This is a genomic window from Cocleimonas flava (assembly GCF_004339015.1).
GTDB lineage: Bacteria > Pseudomonadota > Gammaproteobacteria > Thiotrichales > Thiotrichaceae > Cocleimonas > Cocleimonas flava.
In genome coordinates, this window is the sequence record NZ_SMFQ01000003.1 from 87375 (window position 1) to 106373 (window position 18999).

At 40.0% G+C, this 18999-nt stretch carries 20 protein-coding genes; 11 read left to right on the forward strand and 9 right to left on the reverse strand.

Annotation, left to right across the window (positions count from 1 at the left end; all coding sequences use genetic code 11):
- Positions 1-20: 20 nt before the first annotated feature.
- The 3 genes from EV695_RS06540 to aspS all read right to left on the reverse strand — a co-directional run bounded on the left by EV695_RS06540 (position 21) and on the right by aspS (position 3383).
- Positions 21-257, reverse strand: coding sequence for a hypothetical protein (locus EV695_RS06540; protein WP_131905155.1), 237 nt, complete (start codon positions 255-257; stop codon positions 21-23).
- 63 nt (positions 258-320) lie between these two features.
- On the reverse strand, positions 321-1454 hold the full coding sequence (locus EV695_RS06545) for a hypothetical protein (RefSeq protein WP_131905156.1): 1134 nt from the start codon (positions 1452-1454) through the stop codon (positions 321-323).
- Positions 1455-1607: 153 nt separating this feature from the next.
- Positions 1608-3383: an aspartate--tRNA ligase gene (gene aspS, locus EV695_RS06550; protein ID WP_131905157.1), complete on the reverse strand. Its 1776-nt coding sequence runs from the start codon at positions 3381-3383 to the stop codon at positions 1608-1610.
- Between the two features lie 194 nt (positions 3384-3577).
- On the opposite strand from aspS, the gene EV695_RS06555 reads away from it, so the two are divergent.
- Entirely contained in the window at positions 3578-4507 is a 930-nt protein-coding gene (locus EV695_RS06555) for a hypothetical protein (RefSeq protein WP_131905158.1), read from the forward strand.
- Positions 4508-4540: 33 nt separating this feature from the next.
- Positions 4541-5188, forward strand: coding sequence for a hypothetical protein (locus EV695_RS06560; protein WP_131905159.1), 648 nt, complete (start codon positions 4541-4543; stop codon positions 5186-5188).
- Between the two features lie 234 nt (positions 5189-5422).
- Here EV695_RS06560 and EV695_RS06565 read toward each other — a convergent pair whose 3' ends face one another.
- The 5 genes from EV695_RS06565 to EV695_RS06585 form a co-directional block, all read right to left on the reverse strand.
- The gene (locus tag EV695_RS06565; protein ID WP_131905160.1) at positions 5423-5917 is read right to left on the reverse strand and encodes a Crp/Fnr family transcriptional regulator; all 495 of its coding nucleotides are present in this window, start codon (positions 5915-5917) and stop codon (positions 5423-5425) included.
- A 105-nt stretch (positions 5918-6022) separates the two neighbouring features.
- Positions 6023-7816 (reverse strand): DEAD/DEAH box helicase, encoded by a 1794-nt coding sequence (locus EV695_RS06570; RefSeq protein ID WP_131905161.1) that lies wholly within the window; start codon positions 7814-7816, stop codon positions 6023-6025.
- A 43-nt stretch (positions 7817-7859) separates the two neighbouring features.
- Positions 7860-8492 carry a DUF502 domain-containing protein gene (locus EV695_RS06575; RefSeq protein WP_131905162.1) on the reverse strand — a complete coding sequence of 211 codons (633 nt, stop codon included), beginning with the start codon at positions 8490-8492 and terminating at the stop codon, positions 7860-7862.
- Positions 8493-8560: 68 nt separating this feature from the next.
- Positions 8561-8851, reverse strand: coding sequence for an FmdB family zinc ribbon protein (locus tag EV695_RS06580; protein ID WP_131905163.1), 291 nt, complete (start codon positions 8849-8851; stop codon positions 8561-8563).
- A 218-nt stretch (positions 8852-9069) separates the two neighbouring features.
- Positions 9070-10197 carry a S1C family serine protease gene (locus EV695_RS06585; RefSeq protein ID WP_207906993.1) on the reverse strand — a complete coding sequence of 376 codons (1128 nt, stop codon included), beginning with the start codon at positions 10195-10197 and terminating at the stop codon, positions 9070-9072.
- Positions 10198-10320: 123 nt separating this feature from the next.
- Between EV695_RS06585 and rfbC the strand changes: the two genes are divergently transcribed.
- The 5 genes from rfbC (at position 10321) to EV695_RS06610 (ending at position 14063) form a co-directional block, all read left to right on the forward strand.
- Entirely contained in the window at positions 10321-10869 is a 549-nt protein-coding gene (gene rfbC, locus EV695_RS06590) for a dTDP-4-dehydrorhamnose 3,5-epimerase (RefSeq protein ID WP_131905165.1), read from the forward strand.
- A 54-nt stretch (positions 10870-10923) separates the two neighbouring features.
- A complete protein-coding gene (gene rfbD / locus EV695_RS06595) occupies positions 10924-11793 on the forward strand; it encodes a dTDP-4-dehydrorhamnose reductase (protein WP_131905166.1) in 870 nt (289 codons plus the stop codon).
- A 46-nt stretch (positions 11794-11839) separates the two neighbouring features.
- Positions 11840-12910, forward strand: a complete 1071-nt coding sequence (gene rfbB, locus EV695_RS06600; RefSeq protein ID WP_131905167.1) for a dTDP-glucose 4,6-dehydratase — start codon at positions 11840-11842, stop codon at positions 12908-12910.
- A gap of 222 nt (positions 12911-13132) precedes the next feature.
- On the forward strand, positions 13133-13540 hold the full coding sequence (locus EV695_RS06605; RefSeq protein WP_131905168.1) for a universal stress protein: 408 nt from the start codon (positions 13133-13135) through the stop codon (positions 13538-13540).
- Positions 13541-13592: 52 nt separating this feature from the next.
- Positions 13593-14063 (forward strand): flavodoxin family protein, encoded by a 471-nt coding sequence (locus tag EV695_RS06610; protein ID WP_131905169.1) that lies wholly within the window; start codon positions 13593-13595, stop codon positions 14061-14063.
- 165 nt (positions 14064-14228) lie between these two features.
- On the opposite strand, the gene EV695_RS06615 is transcribed toward EV695_RS06610, so the two are convergent.
- Positions 14229-15527, reverse strand: a complete 1299-nt coding sequence (locus tag EV695_RS06615; protein ID WP_131905170.1) for a pyridoxal phosphate-dependent aminotransferase — start codon at positions 15525-15527, stop codon at positions 14229-14231.
- 184 nt (positions 15528-15711) lie between these two features.
- Between EV695_RS06615 and EV695_RS06620 the strand changes: the two genes are divergently transcribed.
- The 4 genes from EV695_RS06620 to EV695_RS06635 all read left to right on the forward strand — a co-directional run bounded on the left by EV695_RS06620 (position 15712) and on the right by EV695_RS06635 (position 18900).
- Positions 15712-16335 carry a DUF3592 domain-containing protein gene (locus EV695_RS06620; protein ID WP_131905171.1) on the forward strand — a complete coding sequence of 208 codons (624 nt, stop codon included), beginning with the start codon at positions 15712-15714 and terminating at the stop codon, positions 16333-16335.
- A gap of 218 nt (positions 16336-16553) precedes the next feature.
- A complete protein-coding gene (gene htpX, locus EV695_RS06625) occupies positions 16554-17465 on the forward strand; it encodes a protease HtpX (RefSeq protein WP_131905172.1) in 912 nt (303 codons plus the stop codon).
- Positions 17466-17612: 147 nt separating this feature from the next.
- A complete protein-coding gene (gene speD, locus EV695_RS06630; RefSeq protein ID WP_131905173.1) occupies positions 17613-18074 on the forward strand; it encodes an adenosylmethionine decarboxylase in 462 nt (153 codons plus the stop codon).
- 1 nt (position 18075) lies between these two features.
- Positions 18076-18900, forward strand: coding sequence for a GNAT family N-acetyltransferase (locus EV695_RS06635; RefSeq protein WP_131905174.1), 825 nt, complete (start codon positions 18076-18078; stop codon positions 18898-18900).
- Positions 18901-18999: the final 99 nt, after the last annotated feature.

Sequence of the window (18999 nt, forward strand, 5' to 3'; positions counted from 1 at the left end):
TGTAAAACTATGGGCGGAGCCTATTTTTCCCACTCTTTTACAACTGTCTCTTCGCGCTTTTCCTGAAGCAATTCTTCTGCCTGAAGTTGATTGGCGGCATGTACCATTTTAACACTGATGGCACCGTTCAACGGTAACTCGGCACGCATCGCTCGTGAGAATGTTTTAGCTTCTTTAAAGGTTTCAAAGGCCTGCTGGAAATCAAGATTCTTAATTATTGGTGTTGGTTGGGTTATTTTAAAAACGTAATAAGGCATTCTTTATTCCTGATAATTATGAATATAGTGACTCAAACTCGTTATATTCAGTAACAAATGTATTTACATAAGTATATCAATTTTTTCTAATAATGGAGTGGTCAATGGTAATAGACGCTTACGCATTACAGTGCCCACAGAATCGTTTCCACTAAATACCGGAATCAAGGTATGTTCTCCCATTTGCGCGAGTACCAGCATGGCATTCAACAAGGGTAGATGTTTTGAATCTAAAGCGTTAATGACGGCTTTCAGGTCTGCATCGATAGGGTGTTCGCAAATCTCATCGCTATGCTGGACGGCTATTTCAATAGATCGTGTGCCTCGCCCATCTTTAAGCAGAGTGTCCAATGGTAGCTTAAAATACTGATTAATTGCGATGAATAATGAGATAACGACTTCCTGATCAACAGGCTTATTCAGCGATAGCTTTAGCGTTTCTAACCAGGTCTGGCCGTTACTATCGAGTAATTCAAGCAATGTACTTGCATAGATATTATTGTCGTCGATTAGGGTTACAAGCTTTTCAGCAATGCTAGCAAAATGCGAGCTTGGTTTTTTAGCTAATGGTATTTGCTTAGGATCGCTGTGTAAAAAACCCACATAAAACGGGTTACGGCGTTTTGCTCGTGCCCAGAGTTTTTCTTTTTCTGCTTTGTTTAATATGTCACCCTGAAGACAAAGCCTCACCATGCTGACGATGTTTAATTGCTTCTCTTCAAACGGCAAGAATTCCATCAGGTATTCAACCAGTTCTTTGCCTAACTCACCTTGCCAGATTTCGGGGTATTCCATTAAGCGCATCGCAACTTCAGTCGTTGGATGAGCCCACCAGGCGCGCACGCCAATGTCATGCGACAGTGTTTGTGCATGAACTACGGCGACAACTGCTTCTGGTTCGCCTAGTAATAACATGTGTTCCAGAGTGTTGTCGGTATGTCCCATGCGCGTCCAGCGTTTAATAAAAATGGGATAACCGCCGGGTGAGCCGGTAATTTTTAAAGAAAGTAATTCTCTAACCGTGCGTAAGTATTGTTCATCACGCGTATTGGGATTGAGCACGACTTTGGCTTCACCTTGATCGGTGAGTGCATGCACGGTCATTGTACCTTCGTTGATACGAATGGCTTTTAGGTCTTGGGCGAGTAATACGTTAAGACGCAGATTGTCTTCATTGGAGAGCGAGGAGAGCTGCATATCGTTATCGTAGCTCGTTTGCGTTAGAAATAGCAGTATTTATGTTATTAATCAGATGCAGAGTTTGAGCACTCTGCATCTGAATACTTTTTTTATCGGATAAAAAAAGTGCCTCAAAGTAGGGGGGTGACTTAATAGATTGCACCCCTTTGATTATTTAGTCTCTACTTCAGGTAATTTTACTTGAATGCTTAATTCTCGTAATTGCTTACGCGGTACATCAGCAGGCGCTTCAGTCAGCATACAAGCGGCAGTCTGGGTTTTCGGGAATGCAATAACATCACGAATAGATTCGGTGTTTGTCATAAGCATAACCAAACGATCTAAACCAAACGCCAAACCACCCAATGGAGGGCAACCAAACGTGAGTGCTTTCAATAAGAAACCAAATTTCTCTTCGGCTTCCTGCTCTGAAATACCGAGCATATCGAATACTGCAGATTGCATTTCAGATTGGTGGATACGTATAGAACCACCGCCCACTTCGTAACCGTTGATAACCATATCGTAAGCATCAGAAAGTGCTGCACCAGGGTTTTCACGTAACTCTTCAACGCTACAAGTAGGTGCAGTAAACGGATGATGCAGTGCTTGCCAGCGGTTATCGCGATCGTCCCATTCGAACATTGGGAAGTCGATTATCCATAGCGCAGCCCAATCACCTTGCAATAGGTCTAGGTCTTTAGCGAGTTCTTCACGTAAAGCACCTAAAGCATCATTGACGATTTTAGCTTTATCCGCACCGAAGAAAACCAGATCGCCATCTTCTGCACCTGTTTTTTCCATAATGCTCATTGCAACTTCATCAGGTAGGAACTTCAAAATAGGAGAGTTCAAACCTGCAACGCCATCAGCTAATTTGTTTACTTTGATATACGCTAAACCACGCGCGCCATAACGAGAAACAAACTTGGTGTAATTATCGATATCTTTGCGAGAAAGGTCCGCGCCTTTAGGTACGCGAAGTGCGGCAACACGGCTACCTTCGTCGTTTGCAGGGCCAGAGAAGACTTTAAAGTCTACGTCTTTCATTTGCTCGCTCACTTCAATAAGCTCTAGCGGGTTACGCATATCTGGCTTATCCGATCCAAAACGATGCATTGCTTCTGCGTAAGTCATCTGTGGGAATCTATCACCCAGATCAACATTGCCAACGTCTTTAAATAATTTGCGAATCATATCTTCCATGGTTCCCATAACGTCTGCGCTTCTGACAAATGCCATTTCGATATCCACCTGAGTGAATTCTGGTTGACGATCTGCGCGTAAATCTTCATCACGGAAACAACGCGCCATTTGGTAATAACGATCGATTCCACCCATCATCAACATTTGCTTAAATAGCTGTGGTGATTGTGGTAGTGCGAAGAAGTTACCCGGATGCGTACGTGAAGGGACAAGATAGTCACGTGCACCTTCTGGAGTAGCTTTGGTAAGAATAGGTGTTTCTACTTCAAGGAATTCGTTGTCGTCAAGATAGCGGCGCATGTTTGACGTCATTTTAGAGCGTGTCTTCATGCGTTGCTGCATTTCATCGCGGCGTAAATCAACATAGCGATATTTTAAACGCACGTCTTCGTTAACATCGTCATCTAACTGGAATGGTGGAGTATCAGAGGCACTCAAGGTTTCTAACTCAAGTGCGAATACTTCGATCTTACCGCTGGTTAGATTATCATTGATCATGCCTTCAGGACGCGCACGCACGGTGCCACGGATTCGTAAGATATGTTCGTTACGAATCGTTTCTGCAGTCTTGAACATCTCCTGATCATCAGGATCAAAAACAACTTGCACTAAACCTTCGCTATCGCGTAGATCAACAAAAATAACCCCGCCGTGATCACGACGACGATTAACCCAGCCACATAAAGTGACTTCTTGATCCATTAGTGATTCATCAACCAATCCACAACGGTGTGTACGCATAGCAAAAAACCCAATTATTTACGTTAAAATTTGAAGCGGAATAGTAAGCTTTGTGGCTGTTAGGTGCAAGTTTTTGCTGGGATTTACCAGCGGATATACAGTAAGGTTTCACGCTGAGAATGAAGATAGCCGATTAAGACTGTATTAATTGCTTGAGTTTTATAATGTGCGTTGATTTTAAGGGGGATTAATTTATGTCTATTATTTCACAGCTGCTAAGTTCGCTATTGGTGATGCTTTGGTTTGTCGCTCACTTTATGGGAGATAATATTCTTAAAATTGTTCCTTCGCCCTATGGTGAAGATTTGATTCGCTATCGATGGTTGATTTTAGGCCTTGGGATTTTTCTTTCTATATCTAATTTTACAAACAGGATACGACAACAGAGAAAGACAAATAAACGCGACAATCGAAGCCGTAATGGCTCGAGATGGCAAAAGAATGATTCAGCCATCATTCGTAAAGACTTTGAATCAGAGCAACGCAAGGAAAGTTTCGTCTCGAGTTTTCGTGAAAATACTTCAAGCCGACAAACACCAGAACTTATTGAGCTAGCAAAGAAAGTGAAGTGGACACCAATCGTTGGTGGTGGTGCCAACTTTAAAACCAGTTATCTGCTACAACCTAACCCATCAAGAATAGAAGTTAAAAAGTCTAATGGCGGAAAGCTTTTCTCAGCAATCTTCATCGGTATGGGATGTTTTGTGCCCGGTGTCATTGCCTACCAGATGTTTATGGATGAAGGATTCGGTTGGGGAATTTTGGGAATGATGGCTTTTGGTTCGATTTTTGTAGCTGTGGGTGTTGCTACGCTGTTTTACCCTAGGCCGCGTATTTTTGATAAACAAATTGGCTGGTTTTGGGCAGGTAGTAAACGATTGATGAGTGAGAAAGAGTTATCACAGCTGAAGAAATCTGCACGTCTTTCTGATATTGCAGCCATTCAGATATTATCAGAACGTGTCTCGGGGAAAAACTCCAATTATACGTCGTGGGAAATTAACCTTGTTTCGCATGACGCCCAAAGATTGAATGTGATGGATCATGGTAATAAAAATAACATCGAAGAAGATGCCATAATGCTGAGTGAATTTCTGGATGTCCCTGTCTGGGAGAATACTTAAATGATTATTTTATCTGATTTTTAAGAGATATTTGTGATTACAGAAAAGCAACAAAAGCTAAAAGCTTTAGCTAAAAAACAAGATCCTCAGTTAACACAACTGGAACTAAAGCTTGATTGGACGCCGTTATCAGATAATGGCTCAAGTTTTAAAACGACTGCATTCAAGCAATTGAATATTTCACGTTTAGTAAGCAAAAAAACACTAGGTGCATGGGTTTTTACTCTGGCTGTTAACTTCATAGCATTATTAATCTCAAGTCTTCTCGTATACACTCTTTTTATTGAAGAAAGTCCCAAATTGTTAATGATCGTTTCAACAATGCTAGCATTTTCTCTAATGTTCGTTATTGCAGGTATTTGGTTGATATTTAATCCAAAACCTTGGATTTTTGATAAAACTAAAGGTTGGCTTTGGCAAGGATCTAAACAATTACATAAAGACCAGGATTTCTTACCATTAAAAGAAGCGGTTCGATTGTCTAATGTTGCTGCAATACAAATCTTACCAAAAATAATTTCTGACGAATTAAAATACACATCATGGGAATTTAATCTAGTTTGCAAAAATGGCAAAAGAATAAATATTATGGATCATGCAAACAAAAAAAGTATTTTAAAAGATGCATACTTTTTAAGTGAGTTTTTGAGTATTCCAATATGGGAAATTTCTGATTATTGATTATTTTATTAATTGTTCTCAAAATACTTATGTAAGAACAACATCAACGTAATTATCTGCCAAGTGGCAGTAACTTAAAATAATGAACCATGGAAATACAAATAGCATTCAAGAAGATGCGAAAATACAGGGGGAAATTTTTAAATGTGTCTGTTTGAATAAAACCATGCAGGTTATGAATAAAATAAAATTGGATTATATTAAAAACACACCCCCCTACTTATAAGCACTTTTTTATCGGTATCCGATCCCTACGACTTGTCTGTAAAGGCTCGCCATATCTTTACTGCTACTACGGATTAATTTGTCCATGCTCATGACAACCAGTTCTAATAAGTTTACTGAGATATACGGGTGTTCTACACATAATCGTTTGTACATGGGGCGAGTAATCGCGAGAAGATAAACGCCATGTTTGCGGCTGGCGCGTAAACGAATAGATCTTGGTTGCTTGTCGAAGAACGACATGATTCCTACCAGACCTCCAGCTTCGATTCTGCCGACATCCATTTCCTTGCCGCCTTCATCATTGGTCATTCGAATTTTACCATCGAGGACCAGATAAAACTCATCACCCACAATACCGAGATCGGCAATAATTTCATTGGGCTGGATTTCTTGAATACGTGTGAATTTCAAAAATTCTGCAATTTCATCCTTAGTTAAAGATGCGCTGAATTGCGGACAATTCTCTTTTATTAATTCTATGATTTTTTGATTATCAGACATAGGTATTATCTTTGATATAAAAAATGGCAAGAACTCAAATTAAGCCCATTGCCATTTATGATTACTGTAAATGGTTTAACTTAAAAACCATTAATAAGACTTTTATTATTTAGAAGATTTTTTCGAGTCTTTTTTGGGCTTGTCTTTAGCAGATTTTGTTTCTGAGCTGTCTTTACCAGTTAATTGACGTAACTGTAGCTTTTGACCCATTACACGTACGCCTTGAAGATGTTTTTCAATCTCTTTTGGCATGCCTTCAGGAAGGTCTACGGTAGAATAATCGCCACTGATATCGATGTTCTGAATATACTGACTCTCTACGCCGGCTTCATTAGCAATAGCGCCAACGATGTGTCTAGGCTCGGTACCATGGCTTTTACCCACATCCAGGCGATAGGTAACCATGCCTGCTTGTGTTGGACCACGCTTGCGCTTAGAACCTTGTGATCTTTCGCGGTTTTCACGTGTACGATCGCCTCTTTCACGACGATTATTATTACGGTCGCCGCGGTCATTACGATCTCCACGATCATTTCTATCGCGGCCTTCACCTAATTTTCCATCAGGGATTCTGCTTTGCGGTGTAACCAATAACGGACGGTCTTGTTGCACTAAAAACGCTAATGTAGCTGCGATTTGTGAAAGTGTTAGCTTATTTTCTTCTTCAAGATCAGCAATAATTTTCTCATAGAAGTCGAGCTTCTGTGATTCAGCCGTTTCATTCACCATTTCTTTGAAACGATTGATTCGTGCTTCGCTGATATCTTGTGGAGATGGAAGTACTAATGGCTCAATAGTTTGACCCGTAGCGCGCTCGATACCTTGCAGTTGACGACGACCATTCGGTGGAATAAATAGAATTGCAGTTCCCTTACGGCCTGCACGACCTGTACGTCCAATACGATGCACGTAAGATTCGTTATCCGCTGGCATATCGTAGTTAATAACGTGTGTAATACGCTCTACATCTAATCCGCGAGCTACAACATCGGTTGCTACGATGATGTCTATATTGCCTTTCTTTAAACGATTGATGACTTTTTCACGCATTGACTGCTGGATGTCTCCATTTAGAGGGACAGAAGCATAGCCACGTGCGGATAATTTTTCTGATAATTCAGTGGTCATATTCTTGGTACGAACGAATATGATAATACCACCCGTTTCTTCAGCTTCCAGATACCGAGTTAGCGCATCTAATTTGAAAGAGGTTTTGCCTGACCAGTAATACTGAGTAATTGTAGAAACCGTTGAAGTTTCTGTCTTAACTTTGATATCAACAGGGTCAGTTAGGTATTTTTGGGTAATGCGTTTGATGACGCTAGGCATGGTTGCAGAAAACAAAACCGTTTGGCGTGTGTCTGGCGTTTCTTTTAGAATCGTTTCAACATCATCGATAAAGCCCATTCGAAGCATTTCGTCAGCTTCATCTAAAACTAGTGCTTTCAAGTTGCCCAGTTTAAGTGTTTTACGGCGTAAATGGTCCATAACACGACCAGGTGTTCCAACTACAACATGCGCGCCGCGTCTTAATTGTCTTAATTGAATATCGATACTTTGACCACCGTAAATAGGCATTACGTGGAAGCCTTTAAGGTGTCTTGCATAACTTTGCATTGCTTCAGCAACCTGAATTGCAAGTTCGCGTGTAGGTGCAAGTACCAGAATTTGTGTGTCTTTCGAGCTGAGATCTAATCGACTTAATAAAGGCAATGAGAAAGCAGCGGTCTTGCCAGTTCCGGTTTGCGCCTGACCAATTAGATCTTTTCCTTCCAATAGGTGGGGGATGGTTTCTGCTTGTATGGCAGATGGAGCTTCGTATCCGGCTTCTTCAACCGATTTTAGGACGAGTTCATTCAGATCAAGGTCTGAGAACTTAATATTTGATTCGTTTGACATAATTTAGTACGGCGTAATTTGAAGAAGGTCGCGCAGTATATGCTTATTCTGACCTTTGTGTAGTTATTTTAGCATTTCTTTCAGGTGTAACAACGCCTAATGACATAACAAGCTTTAATGCATCCTCTACATCCATGTCCATTTTCTTCACTTCATCCTTGGGTACAAGCAAAATAAAGCCAGAAGTTGGGTTAGGTGTTGTTGGTACAAAAACAGTGATTAAATCCTGTCCTGTGGCATCACTAAATATCTTAGGACTATCATTAGTTTTGAAGCAAATGGTCCAAACGCCTAGACGAGGATACTGTATCAATAGCACTTCATTAAAGGTATTGCTATCAGAAGAAAGAATAGTAGATGTCACTTGCTTAACAGAGGAATAAATACTTCTTACCAATGGGATCCGGTCTAAGAGATTTTCCCAAAAGTGTATAATTCTTTTGCCAGCAAGATTGGTTAAAAAGAAACCGGTTATAAAAATAATCATTGCACTAATGACAATGCCAAGACCCGGCACATTAAAGCCAAACAAAGCTTCTGGGCGCCAGGCTGGTGGTAAAAGTACAATGGTATTGTCCATTAAGTTGACCAATAACTTGATCACAAAAATGGTGATACCCAATGGAATCCAGATGAGTAAACCCGTAATGATATATTTTCTAAGTTTACCGAGCATTTGGTTTATCAGTGTCCTTTGTGTATTTTGTATACCGTAAATTTAAGGTGAAACAGATAAGTAAATGATTACTTCTCAGTTTTAGCAGGTTTTTTTTCAGGTGCTTTTTCTTTTGCGGCTTTCTCAGGCTTTTTATCAGAAGTCGATTTGTCGCCTTCCGTGAGGTTCTTTTTATTACCCGATTTAAAATCGGTCTCGTACCAGCCTGATCCACTTAGACGAAATGCTGCAGCAGAAACTTTTTTCTTCATATCTGGTTTACCGCACGCACTACAGTCGGTTATATGTGCATCACTAATTTTTTGAATAACTTCAATTTCATTACCACAAGACTGGCATTGGTATTCGTATATGGGCATAACTGATTCCGCTAAACTATCTATCTAAAATAGAAATTAATGTAAGTTTGATCTTGTTGAAACACAAGAATTAGTTTTTAGTAATATGCGGGTGATTTATTCTATTTACAAGGAAGAACAATTATTTTTTTATCACCTTTTTATCATCTTTTACCATTGTTAATTGTATATGTTTCCGAGGTAATAATGTAACTATGGCATTAGATCATGGCATCAGGTTATTGCATGAATAAGTGCAGTGGAATTTTTAATCTTGTTTTACCCTGTCTGAGTACTTCAAGCATCACAGTGTCGTTAATCTGATATTGTTCGATGATATCGAGAAAATCGTTTAAATCTTCTACTTTTTTACCATTCACCGCTTGAACAACGTCACCTAAAATCAAATCACCATTAACCAGCTTAGAATCAATTAAGCCTGCCTTGTCAGCAGGGGAGTCTCGCTCCACTTCTAGAATGAGTAATCCTTTAATTCCCAATTCTTTAATCAGTAGTTTATTTGCGGTGTCGTTGGCAGTGATTCCTACATGTGGGCGAATATAACGACCATTTTTAATCAGGTTTGGTACAACTCGATTCACTTTATCGACAGGTATGGCAAAACCGATACCTGCTGAAGCACCTGACGGACTGTATATAGCGACATTCATCCCGATTAATCGACCAGCACTATCTAACAACGGACCACCTGAATTGCCAGGATTGATCGCGGCATCAGTTTGGATGAGGTCATCCATATTCAAGGTGCTGTTTTTTATAGTGCGACCAAGTGCAGAGATAATGCCTGTAGTAAGCGTATGGTCCAGCCCAAAAGGGTTACCAATTGCATATACTTTTTGGCCTACGATTAAAGATTTGCTTGATCCGGGTTGAATTGGTCTGGGTAGGTTTTTCACACCATCCAGTTTCAATACGGCAATATCATGACGTTTTGATCGGCCTATAATACGTGCGGTATAGGTTTTCTTGTTATTTAAACGAACTCTTGCTGTCTTATTTTGTTCAACCACGTGATAGTTGGTTATGATATGACCTTTGTTATCCCATAAAAAACCGGTACCTGTTCCACTAGGTACCTCTGCAATGTCACGTGTCCAGACATTAATAACGCGCTTTACAGTCGAGATATAAACAACAGAAGGGTTATTATGTCTGAAGATGGCGATAGTGCCTTTTTCTTCGGGTGTTAGGTCTGCTCTTCGGGCAATATTTGCGGGTATGGTTTCTGCCGATAAGTTGTTATTACTGACGTTAGGTATAAATGATGTCAATAATAACGAAACAGCAGTAATTGCAGTTAAAATGAAAATGATTTTTTTTGATGATTTAATTGATCGTTTTGTCATCATATACACCCTTAAAACTTATATTTAACAATGATATTAACGTACATAAGTCATTTATAACATTCTATACTGTTTAACTTTTAAGATAGTTGCATTAAATTAGATATCAAGTATAAAGCGCCTATGAAATTTATCCCTACAAAAATCCCAGACGTCATAATGATTGAACCAACTGTTTTTGGTGATCATCGTGGCTTTTTTATGGAAACATGGCAACGTAAAACCAGTGCCGAAAATGGAATCGATTATGATTTCGTTCAAGATAACCACAGTAAGTCTACTCAAGGTATTTTACGCGGTTTACACTATCAAATTGAGCAAACGCAAGGCAAACTAGTGCGCGTTGTTGAAGGCAGTGTGTACGATGTTGCCGTAGATTTACGTAAAAGTTCTCCGACGTTTGGTGAATCTGTCGGTCTTGAGTTATCTGCTGAAAACAAAAAAATGCTTTGGGTTCCACCTGGTTTTGCTCATGGTTTTTATGTAATGAGTGAAACAGCAGAATTCGTCTATAAGTGTACGGATTATTATGCGCCAGAGCATGAAAGAAGCCTTTTGTGGAATGACGAGAAACTTAAAATAGACTGGCCTCTTGTTAATGGTGAAAACCCGATATTGTCTGATAAAGATGCGGTGGCCCCAGCATTGGCAAACGCAGAGACATTTGCTTAGTCTATCGCAAAGACTCCATACTTAAATTAAGTAACTATATACTCAAAAAAACACATGAAAAAAATACTGATTACTGGTGCTGATGGCCAACTTGGTTTCGAACTTCAAAGAAGTTTACCTGCCGGATTTGAGTGCTTAGCGACAGATAAAGACGCTTTGGATATTACAGATGCGCAAGCAGTTAATACTTATGTAGATGAGCATAAACCGGATGTGATCATTAATGCCGCTGCTTATACTGCTGTGGATAAAGCAGAAGAAGAGACAGAACTCGCAATAGCAATCAATACCACAGGGGCTAAAAATCTCGCACAGGCGGCAAAAGATAAAGCTATCAAATTAGTGCAGATATCTACCGACTTTGTCTTTGACGGCAAAGCATGTTCGCCTTATACCGTTGATGCGATTACCGATCCAGATGGTTATTACGGTAAAACCAAACGCGACGGTGATAATCTGGTTGTAGATATTCTGGGTGATGAAGCATTAATTATAAGAACTTCCTGGTTGTATTCATCCCATGGTAATAACTTTGTTAAAACCATGCTGCGCTTTATGCTGGAAAGAGAAGAGCTTGGGATTATTGCTGATCAAATAGGTACGCCAACCTGGGCAAATTCGTTAGCCAATGCTGTATGGAAATCGATAGAACTCGACACGACAGGATTCCATCATTGGTCTGATGCGGGTGTGGCGAGTTGGTATGATTTTGCCTATGCCATCATGGAGGAGGGCGTTTCTCTAGGTTTGTTAGACAAAGAGATTACCATCAACCCGATTACAACAGCAGATTATCCAACGCCAGCAAGTCGACCTTGTTACAGCGTATTAGATAAAACAGTGACATGGAAAGCACTTGGTCTAAAGAGCGATCATTGGCGCGTAGCGTTACGTAAAATGATGAAAGAATTGAAAGCTAAATAGTTATTAGCTGATAAGTGCGAAATAGCTTAATAGAGAGAATATAAGAATGAAAAGATTATTAGTTACAGGTGGCGCTGGTTTTATTGGTGCAAACTTTGTGTATTACTGGATGAGAAATTATCCAGAAGATCACATGGTGGTTTTAGATGCGCTAACCTACGCAGGCAATGAACCAAGTCTGGATGCTTTAAAAGATAAGCCTAATTTTAAATTCGTTGAAGGTAGTATTGCTGATCAGGCTTTGGTTGAAAAACTGCTGGTAGAAGAAGATCTGGATACGATTGTAAACTTTGCTGCTGAAAGTCATGTAGATCGTTCTATTTCTGGTCCTGATATTTTCCTCGAAACCAATGTTATCGGTACCCACAACATCTTGAAAGCTGCTCGTAGAGTCTGGATAGAAAATGAAGACACGGCTAAGCCAAACCATCGTTTTCATCATGTATCGACAGATGAAGTGTACGGAGAGCTAGACGATGATTCGCCAGGTTTCACCGAAGAGCATGTGTATGCACCAAATTCGCCTTATTCAGCCAGTAAAGCTTCATCAGACCACATTGTGCGTGCGTATCATCATACTTTTGGTTTGAACGTTAGCACCACTAACTGTTCGAATAATTATGGTCCATACCAATATCCGGAAAAACTTATTCCATTGTTTTTAACCAATATCCTTCGCAACAAGAATTTACCAGTTTATGGTACAGGCAAAAACGTACGTGACTGGTTGTACGTAGACGATCATGCAAAAGGAATTGATCTCATATTAGCAAGCGATAAAGTCGGTGATATTTACAATATCGGTGGCAATAACGAATGGAATAATATGGATATTATTCATCTTCTTTGCGAATCAATGGATAAACGATTTGCTGAAAACCCGGAATTAGCTAAACAATACCCTGAAGCAGCGCCGGCAAATGGCAAAAAATCAGCTGATTTGATTACCTTTGTAGAAGATAGAGCAGGGCATGACTGGCGTTATGCGATTGATGCCAGCAAGTTCAAAAAAGAACTGGGCTATGAGCCTGATGAAACGTTTGAAACAGGTATTCAAAAGACCATTGATTGGTATCTGGATAATGAAGAGTGGTGGAGACCTTTGCTAGTTAACTAAGCCTCTATCCATTTAATAATCTAAAAGGCTATAAAAAAAAATAAAGGCACCCCCCTACTTATAGGGGGATTTTTTTCTAATCACATTAGTTGATATAAGTCGCTAATACTGCGAGTTTTACAACACGCATCTTTAAAATAAGTTATTAATAAGGCATCAAAGCTCATCAAGAAATGAGTGAATGTTAATTGTTACATTAATCAAACTATTTAGGAGATAGCCATGTACGACAATATATTAATTCCTGCTGATTTTGCTCATGACCAACAAACTATCGAGTCATTACAAAAAGCCAAAAAATTATTAGGAAGTGGCAAAATCATTCTATTGCACGTGTTGGATGAAATCCCTGCTTATGCCCTAATTGAAATGCCAGATAATATCGAAGTAGAGCATATTGCTACTGCCAAAAATGATTTACAGGCTATTGCAGATAAAGCAGGTGTTGAAGTAGAAGTAGAGGTTCGCAAAGGTGGTTCTTACGCCAACATTATAGAATCTGCAGAAGATAATAAAGCGGGTCTAATTATTATCAATTCACATCGTCCAGATTATAAAGATTACCTGTTGGGTTCAACAGCAGCAAAAGTTGTTCGTCATGCGCAATGTCCTGTATTGGTTGAGCGTTAGAATTTCCTTAGGGGTTTACTCCTTCATAGGGACTCCGCCATAATGACGCTCAATGGCAATTAAAAAGAAATTACTTATCGTTGTACATACTCCTTCGGCTAATACTCAGCTATTAGCCGAAGCCGCATATCGCGGTGCATCTCATCCAGATTTCGATACAATTGAAGTCACGCTGACCCAGCCACTAAAAACCACCGTCGAAGACGTTCTCGAATGCGATGCCATTCTACTAGGTACAACTGAGAACTTTGGCTACATGAGTGGAGCGATGAAAGATTTCTTTGATCGTATTTACTATCCTTGTCTGGAGCATACAGAAGCGCTGCCTTACGCTATTTTCATTCGCGCTGGCATTGACGGCTCAGGTACAAAACAAGCGATGGAAAAGATTATCACTGGCTTACGTTGGAAGCCGGTACATGAAACACTTATTCTGCAAGGGAGTTATCAAACATCTTTTGAAGGAGAGGTTGAAGAGCTTGGTTTGACAATTGCAGCAGGTTTAGATGCAGGTATTTTTTAGTATTTAAAGCGTACTGAAACAAGTGAAATCAGATGGGTTCTATAAGACTCATCAAACCTGATACAATAAAAACCCCCTGTAAGTAGGGGGGGTGCCATATCTAATTAAAGACCTATTTATAGCAACGCTTTTTAATCGTATATCTAATAAAAGATTAAAAATATATTAATAATAATACAGATTAATGGCTCGACCAATTTTGTGTAATGTTTCGGTGAATATTTCGTCGTTTTCCTGCAGCAGCGTCATTCTAAATCCGTTTATATCTGAACTGAAACCGGTCAATGGAACAACGCAGACGCCTTCAGATCCCATCAATTCATAGGCAAACTGGAAATCAGTGTTTTTAGATAAATTATCAGGTGTTTGCTCAAGATCGTCGAGGTACAGACGCACTTGCTTATTCACTGACTCCAGCGTGTTTCTCGGTAAGTCGATTAACTCAACCACCAAATAGAAAACCCCTTTCGGTTTATTGACTCGCACTTGTGGAATATGACTAAAGAATTCGCAGGCTTCATTCGCGCGTTCTTCATATTTGCGGATACGACCTTCGAGATAACATTCGTATTCTGGGTGATCATACAAGTGCGGTAAAACAATCTGCGGTAAGGTCGTTGAACAAACTTCAAGCATTTTAGTCAGCAGGATGATTTCGATGAAACCTTTAAAGTTTTTATCTTTTTCAGCGTTATACACTTCAATCCAGCCACAGCGCGAGCCAGGCCAGGGAATATCTTTACTGATTCCTTTCATGCTGATGCCAGGCACATCTTGAACAATTTCATGCAAAAGCGTGGTTTTAATGCCATCAAAAGTCATGTGATGATAGATTTCATCAAAGATAAGAAAACAATCATACTTTTTGGCAATCGCTACAATTTTTTCCAGTGTTTCACGTTTGTAAACACTGCCCGTTGGATTGTTTGGATTAATCACCAAAATCCCAACGACATTGTCATTGTATTTAACCTTGTTCTCTATCTCTTCTACATCAGGTTCCCAATCGTTCTCAGGGTCTAGCGAGTAACTAAGAAATGCACAACCCGCATGCATGGATTCAGCCGTAGCGTGCGATGGGTAAGTAGGAGAGGGCACCAACACGCGCGTTTCTTTAGGCAGGTTATTCATCACTTTATTGATTGCTTCGCCTAGGCCGTTAAAGAACAGAATATCCTCAACAGTGCATTTCTTTTTATCAGAGAAATGTTCTAGCACGTATTCGCGTGCGGCTAATGCGCCTTTGGTTTCGGTGTAGGCAAAGCTTCTTTCAGTCGCGACTTGTTTCTGAATGACATCGTGCATCCATGCGGGTACGGGTTCGCCAGCGGCGACAGGGTCACCGATGTTTTCCCAGATCATGGAGAATTCACCCAGTTTTTCCAGTTCTTTGCCGATGATGACAACTTCACGGATGGGATAGCTTAAAAGTGCGCTGTCAGCGCGTAATAGATTTTGTCGCACAGTATTTTCTACGTTTAGTGATAAAGACGCGAAAGATCATAACAAATTCTTAAGTTTTGGTGAGCAGTTTTAATAGATAGTTATTGTCTATTTTGGGATAAGGGAAATTATCTCAACAGTTAAGGTATGTCTGTTCAGCCTAGATTCGTTTAGTTTTAGGTAATATTGATGGATAGTTGAAAAAATGACCGCCAATAATCAAAATAAAACGATATTACCCATGTCAGCATTATCTAGCCCAATACAAAAGATTCTTAATTTTTCGGTGAAACTGTTTGTCGCGTTGTTCGTTGTTGCGTTGCTTATATTTATGTTTCCTGAAATGGCACATCACTTGATATTGCTCATCGGCGCCGGAATGAGTGTTTACTCCTTACGTATCTTAAAAAAATACGGCGACTTACAAAGCTGGCAGTTAGAAAAAGCCAGGATAGAAACATTATCTGAAGTGACAGACGAACAAACCGAAGGCAATTCTGGGGCTGTGAAATATTATTACCCTGAGATCAAATACCACTACACGGTAGACGAAAAGACTTATACCAGTAAAACAGTCTCGCTGGAAAAACAGAATATCTGGTGCGCAGAAAAAAATGTCTGGGGTGAGTCACTGACAGAAAATGAAAAATGGTGGTCTGCTTTAAAAGTTGGATACGAACTGTCTGCTTATATAAATCCTAAAAACCCAGCACAATCGGTATTGATCAAAAATATCAGTAACACTCGACGTTCACATCACTTAGCCATCTTATTTGGTGGGATTCTGATTTGTTTTCTGTGGCTTTTGGTCGTACTACTCAATTTTTAATTTTCTATTATTAAATTAATACCACGTTCTTATAAAACTTCTCAAATATTTGTGTATTTATTTCATTAAATAAATAGAATCTCGCTTGTAAACTGAACTAATCAGCCACATGTTATCTCTAGATAAGTAACTGATTAATATTTTTAGTCATAATTATAATTACACATATATTCATTTAAATTTAAACCGACTTTTTACTAAAGAGAGACACGAACACTATGAAACGAGTATTTTTACTACTAGCCACTAACTTCGCAATCATTGCGGTGTTGGGACTTGTTTGGAATATTCTAGATGCCACTTTTGGTATTTCAGGAAAGTTGGCAGAAATGGGCTTGCCAGCACAGTTTGGCTACATTGCCGTTATGTCTATTGTTTTAGGCTTTGCCGGTTCTTTTATCAGTTTATTGATGTCTAAAGGCTCAGCAATAAAAAGCATGGGTGTTCAATTAATCGAAAATCCAACATCAAGACAAGAACGCTGGTTGTTTGATGTGGTTAAACGTCAGGCAGACAAAGTAGGCATTGATATGCCGGATGTGGGTATTTTTCACGCAAACGAGCCGAATGCGTTCGCCACAGGCGCACGTAAGAATAACGCGCTAGTAGCCGTTAGTACCGGTTTGCTGGAACACATGACCGCCGATGAAGTAGAAGCGGTACTGGGTCACGAAATGGCTCACGTAGCGAACGGCGATATGGTGACACAGACCTTATTACAAGGTGTGATGAATACCTTCGTTATCTTCTTCTCACGTGTGATTGCTCACCTGGTTAACTCAGCACTCAATCGTGGTAGCCAGAACAGCAGTTCAAGCTATGGCGCAACTTACTTCATTGTATCAATGGTCGCTCAAGTATTACTTGGTTTCCTTGCGAGCATGGTGGTTATGTGGTTCTCACGTTATAGAGAATTTCATGCTGACAAAGGTGGAGCAGAATTAGCAGGCCGTGAAAAAATGATTGCGGCATTACGCAAACTACAGCAAGTTAATCAGCCACATGATCTACCCGGTGAAATGGCTGCGTTTGGTATAGCGGGCGGTATGGGCGATGGCTTGAAAAAATTATTCATGACTCATCCTCCTCTAGAAGAGCGTATCGCTGCTTTAGAAAATGCTAAGTACTAATTGCAAATTACTAATTGCTTAGTACTAATCTATAAAAGCGAAGCCACCCCCCTACTTATAGGCATATTTTTGAAAAAAACGGCCTCAAAGTGGGGGGGGGATAAATAAATAACCTTATATTTCCAGTCGCGTTATACTCCATTTCCTATGACGAAAAACCACGCAAAAACATCTAATTGGCCGACACATATAGATTCTGAGAAAACTCAGGACCTGTTCAATAAAGCTGATGGTTACGACTATGCGGGCACGCATTTATTGCTGGATTGCTGGGAGGCGACGCAACTTGATGACTTGCAACATATAGAGCAAGCTTTACGTGACGCAGTTGATGTCAGTGGGGCAACCTTGTTACACATTCATCTGCATCACTTTACACCCAACGGTGGTGTTTCCGGCGTTGCGGTATTGGCTGAATCTCATATCAGTATCCATACTTGGCCAGAGCGTGATTACGCGGCACTGGATGTGTTTATGTGTGGTGATACAGAGCCGCGAAAAACAATCGATGTATTTGCAAAAGCATTTAATACCAACAACATTGAAGTCACGGAACATTTGCGTGGACGCATTAACGATATACCTAATCAAACCGAGTTAAGTAACTAACATGCAAGAATCATCAGACAGCACATTTGCAGGTTCTTTTAAATTATTAAGAGAGATGGAAACCTCCGATATTGGCAAGGTTTTCAAAATCATCGAATCTCATGAAGAGGATGATGCGGAAGAAGCAGTAGCAGGCTATCAGGAAATCGGTGGCGTGATGGATCAATATGTTTTGGAGCATGAAGGTAAAGTCATTGGTGTTACTGGTTATATGACGCCGCCAGCGTGTGATCAAACGCATTGGCTGTCATGGACTTATATCGACGAAGATCATGTCAATCAAGGGCATGGTCGCAAAATGCTGGAAGAACTGATCTCTCATTTAAAAGCGATTGGTGGCAGAAAGTTGTTTGTTAAAGTCAGTGATTATGTGGATGATGAAGATGGTGCAATCTACGCAGCAGCTTTACACCTATATCAATCAATGGGTTTCAAACTCGAAATCACGCATAAAGATTACTATGATGATGGCGAATCCCAAATGATTCTGGGGTTGCGTTTAAAAGACAAAGAGCCGGGTGCAGTATCGGCAACAATGGAAGATCGCAATGTGAAATTCAACGCGGTCTACGAAGTTGCAGAAACCGATGATACTTACAGTTTTGGCTGGACCGATGAAGGTGAAGAACCATTGACGGTAGAAGATGTCAAAATTGGTCTGGACCATGTGAAACAGAATGATGGAAGAGCGGTATTTCTCTCTTTTCCAGGTAATTATAGCGGTGTGAGTGAAAAAATACTCGCGGCGGGCTTTACCAATGCTGGTGTTTTAGATGACTACTTTGAAGATGGTCTGCACGAACAGCATTTTAGTTATCGTTTTTAACATAAACGTTTAACAAAGAACGAATTCCAGTAAAGCATTAATAACATTAGACTATATGGTCTAATTGACAATTTAGATAAAACATAGATAAATAGACAC